The following is a 21047-nucleotide window of genomic DNA, read 5'->3' on the forward strand; positions in this document are numbered from 1 at the left end:
TTCTATTTCAGAACCTGTCGTTTGATCCAATCAACCACTTTGCCGAATTGCTGCTCGGTAGAATATCCGCTACGCATACAACGATCATGTCCAGCAGATGCTATTTTTTGTCTCGCCGCGGGGTTGCCAATATAGAACGTGATTTTCTCCTTAAGCTCATCATAGCTTGAGAAAAACTCTGCTTCTTTGCCTTCCTCAAACAGCGAAAGGTGTTCATCAGACCGTTCCGCCAACATAAAAGTTCCTATCGCTGGAATTTCAAAGGTACGGGTCGTGGTGACATCAGGCGCAAGTTTCGACAGCAATCCAAGACCGATGTCCGCAGCCGCAATTCTTTCAGAATACCCAGGCCCGTAAATCCCAGAGCCCTTGACCACACTCTTCTTGCTCAAACCGTCTAGGTTGGCCTTGGCGGGCCACCCTGCCCCCCAGACCGCTGTCCGCGGTGCTACTTCCTGAGAGGCCTTGATGCACTTCACATAGTGAGGTTCGCGGTGGCCGATAAAAATCACATCCTCATCTTTTTCTGATCGGCTCGATTCATTGACCAAAATACGGCTGCTGTATCCTTGTTGAATGAACAGTGTTTCTCCGTTTTCACAGCCAGCGCGATAATCTTCCAATTCGTATGATTTGGTTGTCACCGCCAGATCATAGAGCGGCAGACACTTGAAAAAATGACGTGACCGATGAAACTTGAATTGCGGATCCGGGGTAAAGTGCAACGCCAAGGACATGCTTGATGCGGTTTTCAATTTCTCGAGTGTCTCGGGCCACAACCAAGTACCTTTGTCGACAAAAACGATATCAAAATCTGCTTTGTCGGCAATCCTGCCCAAATCGCGGTTCATGGAGAATACACTCGGGCCGCTCAACAAGCGCCCTTCAATACTCCGCTTTATCCGCGGGCCACTGAATCTGTAGGGTTGTGTATTGAACCCCTGAACCAAAAACCCGTTTTTTTGAAGAACTGCGACCCTGTCCAAACCGTTGCCACCGTCGCGCAGGTTTCCGATGTATAGAATTTTGCAGGTCATCGCGCCGCCTCGTCCAAGGCTTTATCGAAAATTGCAGCCATGGCCTGCCCCCCAATAGGTTCGCCTGAAATCAACTCAACCGGGATTCCAATCGCGTCTCCCGCCTTTTTCCAGGCGGTCGCGTTGGATCGATGCGCCGCGCGCACCGAGCGGACTTGCCCAGTTGAAAAGTCGTGACGTGTCCAGCTGGTCGCATCAAGGACTTCGCTCAATATTTTGGACGGCGCTTCACTGAACTCCTCCAATGTTACCAAAAGTGCGTTCGAACCGCGAAGTTTCGCATGGCTGACAAGGTTCGCGCCCCACCAAAACGCCATAAGTTTAACATAGGCGGGGGCACCTTTCAGTTCCTCAATCGATAGATTGGAGTGCTGCCAAACAGCGTGCCGTTCCGCCAGAGCCGTGTCGATAATACTTTGATAATGGTAGTTATCAAAATGACCCCGGCGACGAAAAAAGCTGAATTCCCGATAGATATCAAACAGCCGTTTCCTCAATCTTCGCGGGCCTGTAGGCAAAAGCTGTGCCTGGACCCATCCCTGAACACTTCGAACCAGATGGATCGGCAGCACATTATCACCCAAATTGCCAATCTCGCCTGTCACATTCCAGCACCGCACAACATCCGTCACCGTCTGCGGATGACAATTCAGCAATGCCCTCAGATATGCGCGATGGTTTTCGGACAAGCCGTTTGCCAGTTCTTCGATCGGTTCAATCGCAACAGGCTCGATCTGTCCCTTGGGGCGCAAAAGCGGGGCTAAATCGCTCCACGTCCCTTTCCGATTTTGTCGATCACCGGTTGTTAGCCTTGGGTGAAATGGCTCGTCGATTCCTATGACGTCGGGATGATCCCGAAGGGCCTCCCAAAAAATGGTCGTGCCCGACCGCCTCAGCCCACTGATTATGATGTGGCTCGGATCTACGCGTTGACCCATTGATCGCCCTCTTCATACCCAGTCAATTCTAGTTCGGCTTGCGCGTATTTGGCAAAGGCCGCTCGGCTGCGCTGGTCAAATAGCGCTTTCCACTCCCCCGCAACGCCTTTGCGTTTGTGGAAATTGTCTTTATCTCCACGCATGTTTTCAAACGAACATGCTGCAACAACGTGTGCGAGCTTGGTTTTGTTAACCTCTTGCCCCGAAAGCCGTTCAAAAACGGGCGTGAGAACCGTGACCGCATCCTCTTTGAGGGCCTCGAATTTCACGATCGGATAGCCAATTTCATGCGCCTTGCGAACATGGATTGCCCAATTCACCGATGCGCGTTTTGCGTGGTTGAAATCCCATTCAATAAAGTCCGCCAATTGATCTTTGATCTTTGAGGCATCCAGTTCAAAGCCGGCTTGCTCTTTTATTTGCCGGCGTAAATACGATTGGCGTGGCGAGGCAGCCGCCTTGAAAAACCGCGAAACCATTGTATCGCGACCGTCCCGCACCGCATAAATTGTTCTTTCATTCATCGGAGCGGTGACGACAAAACGATGCATATGAAGGACATGAGAGCCCAAGACAGAAGGGGTCCAGCGATGCCACGCTTCAAAAATTGGTATATCAAAGTATTGCGATGTCATTTGACAAAGCCAATTGGTCCCTGAATTTTGAAATCCGTTGATACAAATGCTCTTGGTATGGCGCATCAGTACTGCCTGGCTGAGAACAGTCGGCCAATACAATGATTGCTCACGCGCAATTACCACGCGTCGTGGCACATATTTTCCGAACTCTTCAGAAATGTTCACTCTGGAATGGACCATTCGGGCGCACCACGCCTTTCTATAGCTGCTTCAAACATCTTTTCATTGATCGCAAAATCAACGTTTTCTTCCTGAATAGCGAGAGCATACCTGTGCGCCTGTTCTGAACGTTCTTGCTTTTTTTCAGGTGAAAGTTGCGCCATTTTCTCAATGTAGCCTGCAAAACACCTTGGATCATCAAGGCTTAGAACCTCTCCAACCCCAACGGGAAATGACCGCCAAGGCGTTTTGTCAGAAATCAAAACAGGCGTGCCGTTGGCCAATGCTTCAAAAATCACGTGACCGTAGTTTTCACCTCTTGTGGGCAGGAACATCAGGTCATGACCTCTAAGTTTGCTCGAAACTTCATTGGGATTAATGCCCCCGTGATATGTCACCTTGATCGACGATGGCAGCGCTTCGATTTTCTCTTCGCATTCGCGCCAATAGGCCATGTCTTCCATCGGGCCGAAAATATTGAAATCCACATCGGCCTTGCAAAATGACAAGGCGTCCAAAGCATAGGCCAAATTTTTCATGGGCGAGACGCGCCCCAAGAAGATAACTCTTAAAGCGGACCCATCAAACGCGCGATCTGCGAAGGCATCGGGCACGGTCTTGGGAAGGTTTCGAGCAACAAACACCCTGTTTTTTTCGACCGAAGTCCAACGCAGCACGTCAGTGGCTTCATAAACACTGGACGCCTGCCAGTAGACGCCTTTGAACAAACCAAACAGCTTGGTCATCGCTAAAAAAATGCGTTTCTTAGGGGCCTTCAGCGTCATTGCCGCCTCCGAAAATGACCCCCGTGGAACAACGATACATGGTGAACTGGTTAAACGACGATGCAGCTTCCGAGCGAGCAGAGGCAAAATGGTCGTCGTCGAGGAGAACACGCCATTCAGATACAGAAGGTCGTGATCTGTTTCTTTCAGTAGTCGCGCGATGAAAGACAACTTTCGCTGTTCTTCGCTCAAATAGAAGACGCGACACCCATCCATTTCATTCCAGGTTCCACATTCAACATCACTGTAGGGTTCGCTATCCCCCAAGTCATGATCAAGCGTGACAATCGAAAAGTCGAACCTGTCTTTAAGCCCGTCGACGAGATTGCGAACACTTGTTTGCGGACCACCACTTTTGAACCCGGGTAAATAGTGACGCACAAATACGAGCACCTTAGGCTTCATCTGTCCGCTCCCCTGTTTCGAAAAAGTCCGGCCAAGGCAGGCTGTCTCGCCCAAGCAACTGTGCCACGCGGTCCACGTCGCTCGCAAACAGGGCCGTCATCTCTTTTCGCAACTCTGGGGACACACTTGTGTGTTTTGCCCGCTTCCGGTTGGCCCTTGCCAAAAGCTTTAACACGCCTGTTCCGCTGAACCGCAAACCCGTTCGGGCAAGGCGGCGGCGCGCCCGATTTCCAAGCCCGTTCAACCAAACGAGAGAAATGCTTTGAGCGGGATTGGACACCTTGAGATTTGGGGTGAACTCTTGTGATAGCCCCAAGAAATCAACAAGCCGAGAATAAGCCTTCTGTGGCGACTTGCTCATCTCCTCTTCCAAAATCAACACAAGGACCTGCTCGGCGTCAAACATGGAAAACACCTTTTCCAGTCTCTCTCCGAATTGGCCCCAAAACGCATAATTCCGTCTGATGTCGGTCGGGTGTGGATTGTTCCAGGCTTTCTCAAAGTTCGCTTCGGTCTCAACACCCTGTTTCAAAAACTGCCCATGCAACGAGATACATAGGTCCACGGGATTGCGAAGTGTTACCACAATCCTAATGCGGTCTTTGTGTTGAGAGAGAACCTCAAGCGCGTGATCAGAATAAAGATATTTCGGCGTCGCTTCCCCGGTCATACGGCCCGCGGCTTCATCGGGGCAAATCAACGAAAGATAGTCGTCAAGGGTTCGGTTCATTCCGAATAATTTGTCGGTCGGAACGATGTCCTGCGAAAAGAAACTGGGTTCTTTATCTGTCAAATAAGTGTCGGGGTGCTGGTTTAACCAGTCGAATAACGTTGTCGTGCCGCATTTAGGCGCACCGATAATAAAGAAGCCAGGAAACTTATCATTCGTCACGTTCATATTCCTTGCGCATTGGACCGCCAAACGCGCTGATGTCCATTTGTAGGGCCGAGCGAATAGCAAGCAGTTGGCGCACTTGAACCCATATAAGCGCGCTCATGGTCGCAACCGCTGCCCCCACCGGCCCCATCGTTGAAATCAACACAAAGTTCAAGATGACATTAATCGCTGTCGCCTCGATCCCCGCGCGAAAGACAACCTTGGTATGATCCGTCATCTTCAGAACAACCGCCGTCTGACCGCACCACGCGCTTATGATGACACCCACCATCAAGACAATCGCATATAGGTAGGAAACCTCGAATTCGGGCCCGAACACCAAGACCAAAAGCGGCTTGCCGACCAAAACAAAAATTATTGTGGTCAGCAAAGCTGCTGCAAACATCTGGCGCGCGCTTTTGACAAGCACCGAATGAAAGTCCCCCAATTTCTGCGACGCATAAAGAGCCGCAACTTTTGGGGAATAAACCGCATTCAGAGCAACCATCAGCATCCCTGCCAGTGCAGCCACCTGCGATGCAATCCGATAAGTGGCAACATCACTGGTTGTGCCAAGGAACCCCAACATCACGATGTCGGTCTGATGTTTGAAGGTCGCCGTCAACGCAATCCCGGCAAGAGGCACAAGGGCCATCATCCATTTGCGATTGGTGATCTGTGGCGTTGCACTCTGCACAAAAGGCGGCATCTTTTGCATGAGAACCAGATGTGACAGACCTAAGGCGCACACCGTTGCCCCGATATAGAGAACGACCACGTGCTCGACTGTCAGCCAAGACAACAATGCCCCGATGCTCAGGCCAGCCAAAAAGAAAGCAGGTCTAAAAATCTGTTCAGGCAAGGTACCCCAAACAACATGATCCAGACCGCGCAAGATACCACTGATCCGTTGCAACATGCTGGCCAATGGCAAAACAACGGCCACCCCAAGCGCGACCGTATACAAGACCGTTCGGCTTTCTTGATCGGGTTGCAAAAGCAGTAAAACAGCACCTAGGCTTAACGCCAAAATACACAGGACGGTGATGAGATATCCCGACCAGCGAATAATGCCTTTGACCAATGGGTAATTCCGCCTTTCGATATTCGCGGCGATCTCACGGGTCAGCAAGGTTGGCAGCCCAGAGGTGACAACCAATCCGGCAATCGCGGTCCAGGCGACAACCAAGGTAAAGACACCCAAGCCTTCAGCACCAATGGAGCGCGCCAGAACGACATTCACGAGTACCGAAATCAGGATCCCGACAACACGACCGAGCAACAAAATACCTGCCGCTGATTGCCTTCGTTTTTTGTCTGAGGAGTCTTTTGTCATAAGATCGGTTCAAGCCTCAGCTTATGGTGGGCTCTTTATAACCAAACTTCGCAATCAAGTGTTTGTCGCGCTGCGCCACAAGCGCAATGGTTTCTTCATCATAGTAGGAAATGAACGACTTGTGCTTGGAGGTGTTTGTCTTTTCTGCCCTCAGATCGTCAACCGTTACGTCGTGGCCAACCGCTCGCAGCACCTCAGTCAGATCATCGTCAAGATTTTCCGTCCGCACATATTTCCTGACCAAGCTGTAAGCCTCCCAGAACTCCGCAAAAGCACCTGGTGTGCGAATGCCAACAATCTTCTTTTCCCAAGTCGGTTTTTCAATTGCGATACGGGCGGCGCGAAAGGAATAGAACCCGACCGTTTTGGCAACCGGCAATTGGCAATAGGCATATTGTGAAAGCGGGCTTTGGTTTTCCCCCAACAACCCTTTTAGCCAAGTTCGAAAATTCTCTGCATTGTTTTCGTCGGAATATAAGTCCTGCCAGTATTCTCGATCACGCGACATCTCTGATTTCAGCAATCCCAACAAACGCGCACGGACGACACGGTCGCGCCGCGCCATTGAAATGACTTTCTTGACACCCTCGCGTGTGCTGGCAGTTGCATCCGATAGAATACGCCCCTGCCCCGAACACCCATAGGCCCAAAGGGAAACATACCAGTCCCAAGGGTTGCGAATGGAGCAAATCACCATTTTTTCACGCGGCGCTTTCAAAAGCTGGTTGTGTTTACCCACCTGCGCCCCTTTGGCATAGTCCGACAAAACGCGTGCAATATGGGTCGACGCGGTTTTTTGCAGTTGTAGGAAAACTATTTTGTCGTCGGTATACATACTACCCGCGCTCGCTTGCCGCATCGCTAAAACCAAACGATGCAAAATGCCTAAGCCACCATTTTGGCAAAGAGTGTTTCTGTTAGCGCAATGTCTCGCGCGTGCCGCCTCTTACATATTTGATCGCTTTTGTGAAAGGTGAATCTGGCTTTTAGCGCTTTACATAAGCGCATCCGTCATCCGTTTGTTTGAAATTGGTGTTCCACTCTGATGCGATTAAATGTAAGGCAGCGTCTAGAAACCGATGGCTGTGGTAACCAATGCAACCAAACTCCGCTCTTAGTCCGACCGACGACATCAGCGTCACACAACTTATTTACACGCTTTGGCGTGGAAAGTGGATTATCGCATTATTTATGATGATTGCGGGGGCGCTTGGGGTCTATCAAGCGTTTGAGCGCTCCACCCCGCTTTACACCGCAAGTGCCGTCGTTGTTCTGGAAAACCAGCCCAACAATATTGTTGATCTGGAAACCGTTGCCTCCGGTGTGTCGGGCGACCAAGCCTCCATCAATACAGAGGTTGAGGTGATCCGGTCGCGCAACCTGATCAGCAAGTTGGTCGACGAGCTGGATTTGATGAATGATCCAGAATTCAACGCGACCTTGCGTGACGCCCCTTCATTTTCGATCGGGACCATCCGTCGGTGGCTGTCAGGTAGCCAGCCGTCTCAGCCAAATGCCGAAACCATACGTCAAAACGTGATCACCGCTGTTCGCCGAAAAATCGTTGTGACAAACATCCGCACAAGCTTTGTCTTTCAAATCACCGCAACATCAGAACGCCCGGGCAAATCGGCACGTTTGGCAAACACCTTGGTCGAACTCTATATCCAAGACCAGATCGACGTGAAATTTGAGGCGACTGAACAGGCAACCGTCTGGTTGGCGAACCGTGTAACCGAACTGAAAAGCGACCTTGAAGCAGCAGAAACCGCCATCAGCGATTTCGCATCAAACAGCAATCTCGTCAGTCCGGAAATCCTTGAAGGACTTGGGGTGCAGATCAAGGATTTGCGCGAACGGGCCACAAACTTGCGACAGACGATTGCGCAGTTGCAAAGTCAAACCAATTTCGATGTCTCCAGCGGATATGACCTGATCGCGACTTTGACCAATGACCGCACCCTTTTGCAATTGGCAGAGCAAATCTCCAGCGGAAATGAAAACGCAAAGCAAACATTCGAAGACCGCTTGCGCACCATTCAGGCGCGCACTCAAAATGAGATTCGAAACGCCGAAAACCAACTGGTTTCCATCAATGCCCTGATCGCCCAACTGGAAGAGCAGGAGCAGACGCAATCGACCGAGCTTGTTCAGTTGCAACAGCTTGAACGCGAAGCAGAAGCCGCGCGTGAAATCTACAGTTATTTTCTAACGCGTCTTGGCGAAACACGGGTTCAGCAAGGGATTCAGCAGGCCGATAGCCGCCTTCTTTCGCCAGCCATTCGGCCCAAAGCCCCATCCGCGCCCCGCAAAAGCTTTATCGTTTTTATCTCACTGATCTTAGGTGGCTTGTTGGGCAGCGCCTTTGTGATTCTGCGCGAAACCAGAAATACCAGCGTGCGCACCGCCGATGAACTCGAAGAACTCAGCGGCATCAGCGTTCTGGGCCAGATCCCGATGATCCCCGCGCGAAAACGCGCAAATGTTCTGAAATATCTGATCGAGAAACCGAATTCAGCAGCGGCAGAAGCAATCCGCAATCTTCGCACGTCGGTTTTACTGTCCAACATCGACAAAAAACCCCAGATCATCATGTCGACATCATCGATGCCGTCAGAAGGCAAAACGACCCAATCGCTCGCTTTGACCCAAAATATTTCGAGCCTCGATCAGAAAGTACTCTTGATCGAAGGCGATATCCGGCGCCGTGTCTTTTCCCAATATTTTGATATCAAGCCAGAGCACGGCATTCTCTCGGTCTTGTCAGACAAAATTGCTCTGAAAGATGCGGTAAAACGGGTAGATGATCTTGGCGCAGATGTTTTGTTCGGCGAAATCGGATCTATGAATGCCGCCGATGTGTTCTCATCCGAATCGTTCAAAAGCCTGCTTGAAGAAGCACGTAAACATTACGACACAATCATCATCGATACCCCGCCCTTGCTGGTGGTTCCCGACGCGCGTGTGATCGGTCAATCGGTCGACGCAATCATCTACACGGTCCGATGGGACCACACGACCAAGGCTCAAGTCCGCCAAGGTCTCAAGATGTTCGCACAAGTGAACCTTAAGGTGACTGGCCTGGTTCTGGGTCAAATCGATGCGGCAGGTATGAAGAAATACGGCTACGGCGACACCTATGGAAGCTACGGTGCCTACGGCAGCAAATACTACAACAACTAGATAAAACGCACGCCTTCAGCAGAAATCGCAGCGGCTGTCAGCGTACCCGTTTTGTAGGCCCCTGTATCTGTTGCAATCCGCCCTGAATGACACTGCGGCTTTGGCACAATTGTATGGCCATGAACGACCCATTGATCGTCTGTGCGGACCACTTGATCAAACGCGGAATGCCCCCAAACCATAACACGGTTTTTTTGTTGATGAACCGGACGTTCGGGGTCCATCCCCGCGTGGACGCAATGGACATTCCCGGTGCTCCAGCAGGTTGGCAGATCGCGCAACCAATCGTGGCGCTCTTGGCCCAGGGCCTTTTCGAAGGCGCCGCTTGCGTCAACAAGATCTTCCAAATCCGCCCCATCGTCTATGCGATCAAATCCGTATGACGCCAGGGTATCCGCCCCACCAAAGCGCAACCATCTGCGCCCCCTCCCCGCCGGATCGTCAATGAAATCCAACAACATTGCCTCATGGTTGCCTTTGATACAAACCACATCGTCAGGCGTGTCAGTGCACAGTTGATGTGCCAACGCCAGGACTTGAGCAGACTTCGGGCCCCGATCAACCAAGTCACCCAAAAGAACAACCGCTGCATCGCGCATTTCGGGGCGTCTTTGTTTTTCTTGCGAAATCAAATCCAGTTTTTGCGATAACAAGTCCAGACACCCATGCACGTCTCCGATTATATAGGCAGGGCGGTCTGGGGCTATGGCGGCATCAAAGGGCAAAACCATGTCCGCTCTGCGGGCACCAAACAAGTTTTTCAATCGAGACAGCACGACCTACGCCCCCTGCGCAACACCAGATTAGACTGCGGCTTTCATACAGCACAGCCAATATAGGTAGAGTTTTGGAATAAGTAAGCCCGTTTCAGTCCCCGAGCACCGTACGCATGGTTAACACCTTGTTAATGGTCTTCAACCACCCTGATGCCTTGAACTTCAGATCAGCAAAGGCAGGGCGTGATGTCGCAAAATTCGGTAATTCTCGGGCTTCCATTTATTCAGGCGGCGCAAGCGCAAAAGCACCTCACACACAACGAAGCCATCGACACACTCGATGCGCTGACTCAAATTGCGATCATCGACGAACGCACTGAGCCCCCTGTTGGGGTAACCGAAGGCGACAGGTATCTGGTCGCGGCAAATGCCACCTCGGATTGGACAGGACGCGACAATGCGATCGCATTAGCGAAATCTGGCGGATGGGCCTTTTTCCCCCCACAAGTGGGCTGGCAAGCCTGGAACAGCGCCCTGAACACGTTGATTGTTTGGGATGGTTCCGTCTGGACGCCGGTGACGGGCGACCTTTCGGAACTCAACAATCTCGATGGCATTGGCCTTGGAACGACGTTCGATACCACCAACCGTCTCTCCGTCTCATCTGATGCAACCTTGCTCAATCACGCAGGCGCGGGCCATCAGCTGAAACTGAATAAGTCGTCCACGACCGACTTCGCAAGCCTGATGTTTCAAACGGGCTTTTCGGGCCGTGCAGAGGTCGGAACCACAGGGTCCGACAATCTGGAAGTCAAAGTGAGCAGTGATGGCACGACTTTTAAAACTGGGCTCTACATCGATGGCGCAACGGGTCTTGCCAGTTTTCCATCGGGCGTAACAGGTCTGACCGATCCAAGCTTTGGCGACAGCCCTGCCATTACAGCCGACTACGCGGCCGCACGTGGCACAGACCTTTTCACCAACGGCACAGGACTATTGGGCAACACCTATAATTTTCCTGCCAGCTTCACGCTTGAGCAGGCGCTTTCCCCGAATTTACCAACGTCCTTTGCCTACACGGGCCATTACAACGACGTTGAGACGATGCAAGAGTTTCTGCCCGTCGATCCAAACCTCGTCTACCGCCTCAGCACCTATATTCGCCAAGAGGACGCGGCGGGAGATTGGTCCACCTTTCCAAACGGGGCACGTCATCAACAGATGATGGGATTGCTGTGCTTTGACGTGGACAAGCAAGAAATCAAAGCCGTGCATCACACACGGTATGCCGAAAACGGTGTGGACAGCATGACCACGCTCGCCGCCCCTCTCAAGCCGGGGGACACGGTCGTCCAACTATCGGATGCGACAGGCTGGAACACGACCAACAACAGTCCAGCGCGGCGCGGCATCACAATCTTTGCTTACAAAAGCACAGGCGGGCAGACCTATAGCCATTACAGCCGCTATACGGATCGTGACATGTTCGACCTGAGCGGCGTGGACAAGGTGACCAACACCGTTACGCTCAACGCACCCCTGCCCGCTTCAATGGGTAACCCCGATACCTCCGACGGCAGTTGGCCAGCGGGCACTTCGGTTGCAAACAGCTCGGGCGGAAGCACCTATAAATACTCATTCTTTTCTGGCCTGATCCTGGATCAGGTCGACACATGGTACGGATGCACAAACCATATCGGCGGAGTTGACGAATCTGGCACCAATAGGGTCGAAAATTTCCCCCCCGGCACTGCCTTTGTCAAAGTGTTCTGGCTCCCGAATTACTCAAATCAGGTCGGAGGCTGGAACGGTTTTCCCGACACCGGAGCAAATCATAGGATCCTTTACGCAGGCGTATCGGTGACCCCCGAACCGCTGGCAGCCAGCAAGCGGTCATCAAACGGTGGTGTGGATATCAAGGTGCCAACGCCAGATTTTGCGGGCGGTCAAATCACGCTTCAGCCACAGGCTTTCAAAATAGAGGAAAGATAGCGTCGGGCCGCTCCCTACCCCGAAGAGGTAAAAAAAGAATTAACTTCCATGATTTTGCCATAAGCGCTAATTATTGGACAATTATCTTGCTGCTTTTTCGGGGATTTCATTATGACCACGCCAACAGACCCGCTCTATGGCCAACAATGGCACTTTGCTTTGTTGGGCGATATCGAAACCATCTGGGAAGAATACACAGGGGATGGCGTAAGCGTCGTCGTCTATGATGACGGTGTGGAATATACCCACGTCGATCTGGACGATAACTACGATGCGTCGATGCACTTCGCCTATGACACGGATGGCGACGGCATCGACGAAGTGTTTGACCCAATGCCCATCGGTTCAAATGATGGGCATGGAACCGCTTGTGCGGGCCTCATCGGCGCAGAACAAGGCAATGGTTCAGGCGGCGTTGGTGTCGCGTGGGATGTCACGATCACGGGCGTCAATTTCCTTGAGGACATCCAATTTGGGATCGCCGGTGCGTCTCAGGCAGAAAGCCTTGCTTTCATAACTGCGGCTCTGGAGCATGCTCAGAATTTTGACATCATGTCGAACAGTTGGGGCGTCTTTCCCGGGTATGCAGGGCCAAATCTCAATAGCAACCTGTCGACATTCGCTTTTGCGACTGTCGCGGAAGACGGGCGCAATGGCCTTGGCACCATCGTGGTGCAAGCATCAGGCAATGAGACGGCAAACCTGAATGGGTCTTCTTTGAACGTAAGCCGTCATGTCATTTCGGTCGCAGCGACCGAGGCAAACGGGTTCAACGCTGACTATTCCAACTTCGGTGTCGGCATGCTGATCGCAGCGCCTGCTTCGGCGGTCACAACCGACCTCGAAGGCAGCGACGGCTATAGCAGCGGTGATTACACCACAGGTTTCAACGGCACATCTGCCGCCACACCCACAGTGGCGGGCGTGGTTGCCTTGATGCTGGAAGCCGAAGAAGGCCTGGGCTGGCGCGATGTTCAAAACATCCTTGCGATTACTGCGTCGCAGACAGGGTCTGGTCTTGGCTCAGGACCGCTTGTTGATGAAGTTGGAGAATGGGAGACCACCCAAAGTGATGGCGGCTCCAGCTGGAATGGCGGAGGGCTTAGTTACCATGTGAACTACGGCTTTGGCATGCTGGATGCCTTTGCCGCTGTTCGAATGGCTGAAGTTTGGCTGACCATGTTCGACGAAGCCGAAACCTCGGCAAATGAGCAGATCGTATCCTTTGATTACGACGGGCCTGCAATTATTATTCCCGCTTCATCCACTTTCGAGCAAACCGTGGCATTCAATGTCACTCAAAACATCCAGATCGAAACAATCTATCTGACCGTTGAGCTGGACCACACATGGAGCCAAGATTTGTCGTTCGGGCTGATTGCGCCTGATGGAACGGTCGTGCCTGTATTTGTCAATGAAACTGGCGTTCTCGGGTTTGACGCTTTAGGAAATCCCATCCCAGATTACGACATCTTCGAGGGTGGGCTGACATGGACCTTCAAAATCACTGCACTTCTTGGGTTTGATAGCGCAGGTGAATGGTCATTTTTTGTCGAGGACAATTTTGGTTTGGATGGCGGCCAGATCACTGACTTCGAAGTTGAATTCTTCGGCAGCGAAATCAGTAGAGACGATGTTCACATTATCTCGCGTGATTTTCTGGCCTTCACCGCCTTCGATGCAACGCGTTCCGTCCTGACGGACACCAATGGCGGCAACGATTGGCTCAACTTCGTGGGCATCAACTCAGATGGTGTCGGCAATGGCGATCTGAATATTACTATGACAGCCGGAAGCACCTTCTCGGTTGACGGCACCGTCTGGGGCAGCCTGACAACCGTTGGGGATGTCTTTGAGAACCTTGTCTCAGGTGATGGCGACGACGTGATCGTCGGCAACAGGCAGAACAACCAAATTCTGGGCATGCGCGGCGACGACACCATCGATGGTGGTGCAGGAGCGGACACCCTAGATGGTGGACAAGGTAACGATGATCTAACCGGCGGAAGCAGCCAGGATTCCATCAGCGGTGGGGAAGGCAATGATACCATCACTGGCGACGGGTCTGTTGATATGATCGACGGCGGTGATGGCGACGACGACATCTCCGGAAACTTTGGCTTTGATAGCATTTTGGGTGGCGACGGCGTCGATGACATTTCGGGTGGCGAAGGCGTGGACCAAATTGATGGTGGCGACGGCAATGACATCATCTTCGGCAACTCTGGCTCAGATGTCATCAGCGGCGGAAGCGATAACGACTCGATCTTTGGTGGTCGAGGAGGTGACTCCGTAGACGGTGGTTCCGGCGATGACTATATCGTCGGCGGTCAGAGCAGCGACGTAATCTACGGTGGTTCTGGCGACGACTCTTTGCTTGGTGGCGTAGGGCGTGATGAGATCCACGGTGGCAATGATGATGACACCATCAATGGTCAAGATGCGAGCGACACCCTGTATGGAGACGGCGGTAACGACCTCATGATCGGCGGAAGCGGTGGCGATATCCTGTCTGGCGGCACAGGAAACGACACTCTGATCGGTGGGGTTGGTACAGATACGCTGAACGGTAACTCAGGTACTGATACGCTCACCGGCGGGTCTCAAGCAGACACCTTCGTGTTCGACTACAATCCAATCCCATCCGATGTGATCATCACCGACTTCGAAATAGGTCTGGATACACTTCAACTTGATGACAGCCTTTGGACCGGAACCGTAACGGAACAGCAAGTCATCGACACTTTCGCAGTTCAGGTCGGATCCGACGTCGTCTTCACCTTTTCCTTTGGTGACACAGCTACATTGCAAAACGTGGATCTAAATAATCTTCTGGCAACAGATATTGTGTTATACGACAGCGGATCCTTATTCGTTTAAGCATTAACCGCGATTGTAAATCGGCTGATCTGGGGGCATGCTTGCCCCCGTTGATCAATAGCAAGGTATCGGCATGTCAGTTTGCATAGGGCGTGTGGAAATTCGCGCCAACACCGAGGAAGCAAGGTTTTGGGCGCTTGATACCGATCGGGTTACCTGTTGCCTTGTGTTGCGCACAGACAGCAAAGACACCTTTGCCGCCGAACTGACCGCCGCATTGCAATCGCGCGGGCTTTCGATTGTCTCGATCAGCGAAGTTGTCCCGATTACCGAACACGACAGCCCCGAATTGCAAGACGTCGCCCAGACTGCAGAAGCCAACGCGCCGATGTTGTTCGGGCGGTTACACGATGCGCGAAAAACGCACCCTTGCAGCGTGGTCGAAGCCTCTGCCAACCAGATCATGACCTCTCAAAACCTCTGGGCTGTGCTGGACGGGGTCGCATGGCCGGGCTTGCCGGGCATTCTTGCGGCGTCTGGCAACCCCCATGTCAGCCTCTACACCTCCACTGACGAAGGCACCCTGGCCTCGGGGCCTTGGCTGGTTCAACTGATCCAAGGGGGCGCCATGCTGGATCATATTCTTGAGCGCGCGCATGGAACCCACACAGGGCTCCTGTTTGAAAGCACCGCAAGCCTGAAAGAACTGCGGCGCCATCTGCGTCATTTTACCATGGCGCATTTGCCCAACCAAGACCCCGCCCCCGTCTATTTTCGGTTCTATGACCCTCGGGTTTTCCTAAGCGGCATCGCCGCCCTATCCGCGGGGAACATCACACGCCTGATGCAACCGCTGCATGCGGTCTATGTGCCAATAAGCGCAAGAACGATCCTGCCAGATCACGCCACGATCGCGCGAATGACAACGCCTTTTGATCTGGATGAAGGGCTTCAAGGGCGGCTGGCCAAGGTTACGCTAACGCGTCCCAAAGAGCAGACAACACGCGGTGTTTTCAGCATCACCCCCCGGGAACTCCAGATCTTTGAAAGATTGCAACGCAAACAGGCAGAGCGCGCGCTGGCCCGTAAGATGAGCCTTGAATTCAAGGATCGACCTTGGGCAACCTATCGCCAAGTGGCGCAATCCGCCCCCGCAGCTGGCAAGCGATTCAATATGAATACGCAAAGACAAGTAACGATCATAGCGCGGGCAATCATGGTGTTCGGTGAAGCATTCTGGGACGAACACCCCGAAGCGCTCGCCATCCTCAACAACCAGACACGTCTTGCATGGCAAAAGAAAAACGACCTTGTTGAATGGATGGTCACCAACCCCCGCCCGAGCGCCGAGAAAAAACCTCAGCGGGCGCGCGCGTAAATGATTATTCGTTTTTCCTTTTCTCTTGTCAGAAATTAGCGCCAAATATGTTTGAAACTTTTGAAGATCAAATCGACTTTATGAGCAACGCCGAAAGCTATCTCAGAAGCATGGCGAACAACGGCCAGATGGATTTGCCGCAATACGGAATTCTGGCTGGAGCAAACTCTACAATGCGGTCAGAACCCATTGGCGGCGAAAACTGGCAGAGTGCAGCTCAGACGTCGCTAGCGCAGATGAACCAAGTCGACGACATCAACGCTGCGAACGGTCCACAAGAAGCGCTGACAGATTCCGACTTTGCCGCCGTCTGCCCCGATTGCGCGCCGCGAGAGCCCTGTTGCCTGCGAGAGCTGAAGGTCGAAGATGCAGACGACGCCAGCCGCAATGTCATCTGGCCCGTAGAAGAGGGCGCGCCCAAACGCCTGTATGTCGTTGCCAAAGATCCCTACGCTGGCCGCCCGTCTGCCAAAGCCAAAGTCACGTTGACTGATTTCAACCCCTGCCATCGCGGGTATGCCCTGCCAAAGGCCGTGATGATCGGATCCGCCGATCATGATAACCAGGGCATCCTGTCATCGGGCGATATTACCGTCACCACTCCGTTTCTGATGCCGGCGTTTTATTCCGCCTTGCTGCCACCTCAGGCAATGACCGTGATCTATCTGTGCGGGTTGTTGGTCATGGCAAAAACCTACCGTGAACACGGTCCCGCACAGGTGAACCCGTCGCAAAGTATGATCCCCACCGCGCGTGGGGTCGAGGTCATGGCCATCCCGCACGCGTCCTTTAACGCGCAGATGCAAGGGCGCATCGGGGCCTCGTTCAGCCTGACCCGTATGCCGACGTTTTCTGCAGGCTGCTCAATCGACATCGAAGGGGAAGTGGGCAACCAGTCGATCACCTATAGTGGATCGGCTGGCATTGTCTCGCGCGAACGGTCCGTCCCCGAACAAGGCCCGATTAATCACCCTTTGTTCGATTTTCTGGATAAGATCCAAAGCTCAATGGACTCGGTTTCGGCCAACCAGTCGCACAACCCGTTCAACCGCACAGTCAGCCAAACGGGAAATGGCGCGCTTGGGCTCGATCTGTCGCTTACGGTCGCGGTGGGCATCAGCAATATCGCAATTGAACCTAAATCTGGCAGCCCCAATTTGGAGCTGGTTGTCGATCCGTTCCATATTCGCCTCAATCCAGGCATCACCGGCACCATTGATCTTCTTGGACTTTTGCTGCGCTACGTGCCGGGTGGCGGCACCATTCGCCGCACACTCGCACGTGACGGCAACGCCGTGCGCGCCCAGGCCTATTTTGAAATCACGATCTCCGGTGACGGCGAAGGGGCGTTCGAGGTCCTGTCCGCAGCCACAATCGAACTTTGCGACAGCGACGAGCTGGAAGCTGAATTTGACAAGATCGGACTGCAATTCACCGCCAGCCTGGAACTCACGGGTACAATAGAAGCAAAGCTGGAAGTTGAACTGAACACATGGATCATCAGCGCCTACGCCAGCGCCGGCGTCAGCGCACGCACAGGCTGGAACTTTGGCGGCCGAGCAATCGAACAGGACGGCACAACAAAATGGCAAAAAATGTACGGATTTCAGGGCCTTATCGTATCAGGATATGCTGAGGCGGGCGTGGGCACCCGCGTCGAGGTCGAAGCAGAAGAAACCTTTGGCAATGATACCGATCCCACAGAAATCGAAACATCGTCCAGCGATGGCACCGCCGTTCGCAGCAATGTGGGTGAAAACAGTTTCACCGCCATTCTTTTGGAACCAGCAGGAGACGGGGACACATGGTACGACGTATAATAAGCCGAAATACACTCTCTCATATGACAGCGGCGTGGCTCATTGCGCTTGCAATCATCTTTATGACCACCACGCGCAGTACTGCACAGGACACCACCATGTTTGATCGCCCCGACAACTACTATTCGCTTTCAGTTCGCGCCGAAAACATGTTTGCCCGCGTCTATATCAACGGCGCCCCCGTCGCCTACCACGGCAGGCTACGCGATTTTCAGGCCAACCCGAGCATGGAACAAGTCATGCGCCACGGGGAAAACACGATCACCATCGACTATGAACCCTTCAACGTCGAAACCGAAAGTTTCACCCCCCATGATGGCGTCAGGCTCGAATTGGCGATCCGCCATGAGACCCAAACACGCGAGGTGTTCCGCATCGACCTCTTTAACGGTCGGTTCAATCCACAAACACAACGCCTTGAAATGTCCGATACCAACCTGACCACAGGCCGCCCCCTCGTTCTCGCAGCAGGCACCGTCACGGTCCAACCGCAACTGAGCATTGAACCACAGCCGTTCCCGTTCAGTTCGGGGCGCACCTCAAGCGAATTCTCGCGCCGCCTGACAGTTACCGTGGACATTGACGACCCGTCAGCACTCACCCCGCCCTTCGAGGACGCCCCTGTGCTGACCGACAGCCCCGAAATGCGCGACAAGCTCTACGACGCCTACACGCGCTTCTACACTGCACATGTGAACAATGATCGCGCGCTTTACGCCGCACAGATGCGCGAAGTCATCGACCGTTTTGCCTACGTGCGCGGTTACAAGGGCCGCGAAGAGGAAGCCCTTGACGCGACGTTGTCAGGTCCTCCGCTCAGCGGCGGCGAAGGTGAAGAACTGCGCCCCCTACCCTCGCGTAGCGCGTTTCAAACCGCGCGTCTCAGCTTTGGCAGCAATATGCGAATGGTCCGCGCTTCGGATCACCCGATTATGTATGTGTCATCCCAGACAGGCAAAAATATCGCAGGTGTCGGCGTATTTTTCTGTATGGGACAAGACAGCGAAATGTTCATCTGCCACCAGCCGCCGCGATGATCCGCAAGAAATTGTGTTTCGTTACATTTCGTGCTTTGATTTGATCAAAGGACAGTTGCTATGGCGGATTTGACAGTAGATGAGGCAATCCTCTGGGTTGCAGGAAACGGCGGTGGCGTTGGCGATTCGATGGTGCCGCTGATGAACAGTCAACGTGCGCTCCAGGACCCCCGCCTTGATCCACAGTCGCGACAGATGCACGAAAGCATCATAGATCATCACATGGGCCGCGTCAGCGAAGCCAAGCAACAAGCCGACATTGGACAAATGGCCAGTGACCCGGAATTTGCGTCGGCCGTATGTAATTGCAAACCGGGCGAGCCATGCTGCATGACAGGTGGTGAAATTATCGATGCCGATGATTCCAGCCGCAAACTGACATGGCCCGTTGCAGGATCCAGCGACCCCACCAAAATGTATGTGATCGCCAATCGCATGCAGGGGCGCAACCTTGTGGGACGCGTTGATACAAAAATCGAGGCCGACCCCTGCGGCCTTTCCCCTGCGATTGAACAGGGCTTGAACGCCCGCGGTATTCTGGGCGGCACACAAAAATTGCCGACCTCTCAAACTGAGAGTATGATCAGCGCCCGCGGCGGGGTAGTCACCACATCGAACAATTTTCTAGCCCTGTTTTTACCCGACAAATTCGTGACCGCGGCCTTTGCGGTAGATGCGCTGCTCACAGGATTTTCAGTTGCCAATCCAGGCGAAGGGGCGACCTTCACCCCTGTCATGTGCATGCCCGAAGCGGGTATGGGGGCGTCCCTCACTGTGATCCCTGTTCCCGAGGTCAAACTGACAGGCGAAGGCAAGGCTGGCATCATGATACAGTTCCGCCCACTGGGTGGCATTTCGGCGAACACGACAATAGAAGGCAATATCAAGGGCAAATTCGGCACTTCGGAATTCGAAGTGAAAGCCGAAGGCAAAGCCGAAAGCGTCGGTAGCAGCCAGCTTCAAAGCTATTCACCCGAAGGTGAATCCGGCATGAAGAAAATGGTCGGTAGCATGATCCAGCGGATGGGCGGGTTCGTCGCCGATTCCGCGTCGGGCGGCGATCCCAGAACATCGGTCAACGTCGGCTCAGGCGTGCAATTCGATATGATTTTCGCCATCGGCGCGACAGGCATCGAACTAAAGGCCAAAAGCGCAAGCCCCGATCTGGATCTCAAATTTGGCAGCGTGACTGGCTCTGTCGAATTGAAGGTCGAAGGTCGAATCGATTTGATCGAGATTGCTGTGGCCATCCTTCTCACCCCTGCGGCCGCACGCACATTGAACCGCGCTCGGGAAGAGGCCAACAAGTCCGACCGCGCCTTCCGCGGCGAGGCACGCTGCGATCTGACCGTCGGTGCAGGCGGCAAACTTGAACACGAGGTCGAAGTCGGCGGCACCTATCAAATGGTAGCCAATGGAGAGGATGTTTTTACCGCGGGCGCTTACAAACAAGAGCTCAAGGGCAAGGTGCAGATCACTGGCTCTGCCGTAATCGCCATTCGCGCCGAAGCCAAGGTCTGGCGCGCAACAGCCTCGGCAGGGGCTGCAGGCGGTGTGCACACCAGCTGGACATGGGAAATGCGCAAGAAAAGCGATGAAAGCCGCGAGTGGCGGTATTTCTTCGAAGGTGTCCGCGCACGCGCTGTCCTATATGCGGATCTCTCGATCGGGCGCGACAACTCTGGACGGGGCGATGACGACGATGCCCCAAGCATCGAGGGGCTCTCTGGCAGTACAGGTGTCGAAGCCAGTCAATCCGTCGCGGGCACCGGGAGCGACTCAGGAATGGACTTCACCAAACCGCATCCCGATGACAGGTTCATCGTTGATCCTACCGTTCCAAAAGTCACTTCCTCCAATCCTCCATGGCAAAAATATTGATGCCCCCTATGGAAAATCCATCCCGTCGCTCTCTTCTCGCAGGCA

The 21047-nt window shown here is 53.3% G+C and carries 15 protein-coding genes; 7 read left to right on the forward strand and 8 right to left on the reverse strand.

Features of this window, described 5'->3' with window-relative positions:
* Positions 1 to 2: 2 nt before the first annotated feature.
* From L1065_RS13310 to L1065_RS13340, 7 genes are all read right to left on the reverse strand, one after another.
* Complete coding sequence (locus tag L1065_RS13310) at positions 3 to 1037, reverse strand: glycosyltransferase (protein ID WP_237095996.1); 1035 nt, start codon at positions 1035 to 1037, stop codon at positions 3 to 5.
* Positions 1034 to 1669, reverse strand: coding sequence for a hypothetical protein (locus tag L1065_RS13315; RefSeq protein ID WP_237095997.1), 636 nt, complete (start codon positions 1667 to 1669; stop codon positions 1034 to 1036). The genes L1065_RS13310 and L1065_RS13315 overlap by 4 nt, the downstream gene beginning before the upstream one ends.
* A 290-nt stretch (positions 1670 to 1959) precedes the next feature.
* Complete coding sequence (locus tag L1065_RS15780; protein ID WP_237095998.1) at positions 1960 to 2778, reverse strand: sulfotransferase domain-containing protein; 819 nt, start codon at positions 2776 to 2778, stop codon at positions 1960 to 1962.
* The gene (locus L1065_RS13325) at positions 2775 to 3962 is read right to left on the reverse strand and encodes a glycosyltransferase family 4 protein (RefSeq protein ID WP_237095999.1); all 1188 of its coding nucleotides are present in this window, start codon (positions 3960 to 3962) and stop codon (positions 2775 to 2777) included. Before L1065_RS13325 ends, L1065_RS15780 begins: the two co-directional genes overlap by 4 nt.
* The gene (locus tag L1065_RS13330) at positions 3952 to 4854 is read right to left on the reverse strand and encodes a sulfotransferase domain-containing protein (protein ID WP_237096000.1); all 903 of its coding nucleotides are present in this window, start codon (positions 4852 to 4854) and stop codon (positions 3952 to 3954) included. The genes L1065_RS13325 and L1065_RS13330 overlap by 11 nt, the downstream gene beginning before the upstream one ends.
* On the reverse strand, positions 4844 to 6175 hold the full coding sequence (locus tag L1065_RS13335; protein WP_237096001.1) for an oligosaccharide flippase family protein: 1332 nt from the start codon (positions 6173 to 6175) through the stop codon (positions 4844 to 4846). Before L1065_RS13335 ends, L1065_RS13330 begins: the two co-directional genes overlap by 11 nt.
* Positions 6176 to 6191: 16 nt before the next feature.
* The gene (locus L1065_RS13340) at positions 6192 to 6941 is read right to left on the reverse strand and encodes a hypothetical protein (protein WP_237096002.1); all 750 of its coding nucleotides are present in this window, start codon (positions 6939 to 6941) and stop codon (positions 6192 to 6194) included.
* A gap of 329 nt (positions 6942 to 7270) precedes the next feature.
* On the opposite strand from L1065_RS13340, the gene L1065_RS13345 reads away from it, so the two are divergent.
* A complete protein-coding gene (locus tag L1065_RS13345) occupies positions 7271 to 9358 on the forward strand; it encodes a polysaccharide biosynthesis tyrosine autokinase (protein WP_237096003.1) in 2088 nt (695 codons plus the stop codon).
* Here L1065_RS13345 and L1065_RS13350 read toward each other — a convergent pair.
* Positions 9355 to 10089 carry a metallophosphoesterase family protein gene (locus L1065_RS13350; protein ID WP_237096004.1) on the reverse strand — a complete coding sequence of 245 codons (735 nt, stop codon included), beginning with the start codon at positions 10087 to 10089 and terminating at the stop codon, positions 9355 to 9357. The two genes, L1065_RS13345 and L1065_RS13350, sit on opposite strands and share 4 nt — an antisense overlap.
* Before the next feature lie 231 nt (positions 10090 to 10320).
* Here L1065_RS13350 and L1065_RS13355 point away from each other — a divergent pair, with 231 nt between their 5' ends.
* The 6 genes from L1065_RS13355 (at position 10321) to L1065_RS13380 (ending at position 21002) form a co-directional block, all read left to right on the forward strand.
* Entirely contained in the window at positions 10321 to 12066 is a 1746-nt protein-coding gene (locus L1065_RS13355; protein ID WP_237096005.1) for a DUF2793 domain-containing protein, read from the forward strand.
* Positions 12067 to 12177: 111 nt separating this feature from the next.
* Complete coding sequence (locus L1065_RS13360) at positions 12178 to 14946, forward strand: S8 family serine peptidase (RefSeq protein ID WP_237096006.1); 2769 nt, start codon at positions 12178 to 12180, stop codon at positions 14944 to 14946.
* A 73-nt stretch (positions 14947 to 15019) separates the two neighbouring features.
* Positions 15020 to 16264 carry a DUF4123 domain-containing protein gene (locus tag L1065_RS13365; RefSeq protein WP_237096007.1) on the forward strand — a complete coding sequence of 415 codons (1245 nt, stop codon included), beginning with the start codon at positions 15020 to 15022 and terminating at the stop codon, positions 16262 to 16264.
* A gap of 80 nt (positions 16265 to 16344) precedes the next feature.
* Positions 16345 to 18084 (forward strand): hypothetical protein, encoded by a 1740-nt coding sequence (locus L1065_RS13370; protein ID WP_237096008.1) that lies wholly within the window; start codon positions 16345 to 16347, stop codon positions 18082 to 18084.
* 62 nt (positions 18085 to 18146) lie between these two features.
* Positions 18147 to 19121 (forward strand): hypothetical protein, encoded by a 975-nt coding sequence (locus tag L1065_RS13375; RefSeq protein ID WP_237096009.1) that lies wholly within the window; start codon positions 18147 to 18149, stop codon positions 19119 to 19121.
* Positions 19122 to 19181: 60 nt separating this feature from the next.
* A complete protein-coding gene (locus L1065_RS13380; protein ID WP_237096010.1) occupies positions 19182 to 21002 on the forward strand; it encodes a hypothetical protein in 1821 nt (606 codons plus the stop codon).
* Positions 21003 to 21047 lie beyond the last annotated feature (45 nt).

It is taken from the genome of Nereida sp. MMG025 (assembly GCF_021654165.1).
Lineage (GTDB): Bacteria > Pseudomonadota > Alphaproteobacteria > Rhodobacterales > Rhodobacteraceae > Nereida.

Coding starts and splice junctions, on each gene's coding strand:
- L1065_RS13325 (WP_237095999.1), bottom strand. CDS start 3,962: ATGAAGCCTAAGGTGCTCGTATTTGTGCGTCACTATTTACCCGGGTTC.
- L1065_RS13345 (WP_237096003.1), top strand. CDS start 7,271: ATGCAACCAAACTCCGCTCTTAGTCCGACCGACGACATCAGCGTCACA.
- L1065_RS13360 (WP_237096006.1), top strand. CDS start 12,178: ATGACCACGCCAACAGACCCGCTCTATGGCCAACAATGGCACTTTGCT.
- L1065_RS13310 (WP_237095996.1), bottom strand. CDS start 1,037: ATGACCTGCAAAATTCTATACATCGGAAACCTGCGCGACGGTGGCAAC.
- L1065_RS13335 (WP_237096001.1), bottom strand. CDS start 6,175: ATGACAAAAGACTCCTCAGACAAAAAACGAAGGCAATCAGCGGCAGGT.
- L1065_RS13375 (WP_237096009.1), top strand. CDS start 18,147: ATGACCACCACGCGCAGTACTGCACAGGACACCACCATGTTTGATCGC.
- L1065_RS13350 (WP_237096004.1), bottom strand. CDS start 10,089: ATGGTTTTGCCCTTTGATGCCGCCATAGCCCCAGACCGCCCTGCCTAT.
- L1065_RS13370 (WP_237096008.1), top strand. CDS start 16,345: ATGAGCAACGCCGAAAGCTATCTCAGAAGCATGGCGAACAACGGCCAG.
- L1065_RS13355 (WP_237096005.1), top strand. CDS start 10,321: ATGTCGCAAAATTCGGTAATTCTCGGGCTTCCATTTATTCAGGCGGCG.
- L1065_RS13365 (WP_237096007.1), top strand. CDS start 15,020: ATGTCAGTTTGCATAGGGCGTGTGGAAATTCGCGCCAACACCGAGGAA.
- L1065_RS13380 (WP_237096010.1), top strand. CDS start 19,182: ATGGCGGATTTGACAGTAGATGAGGCAATCCTCTGGGTTGCAGGAAAC.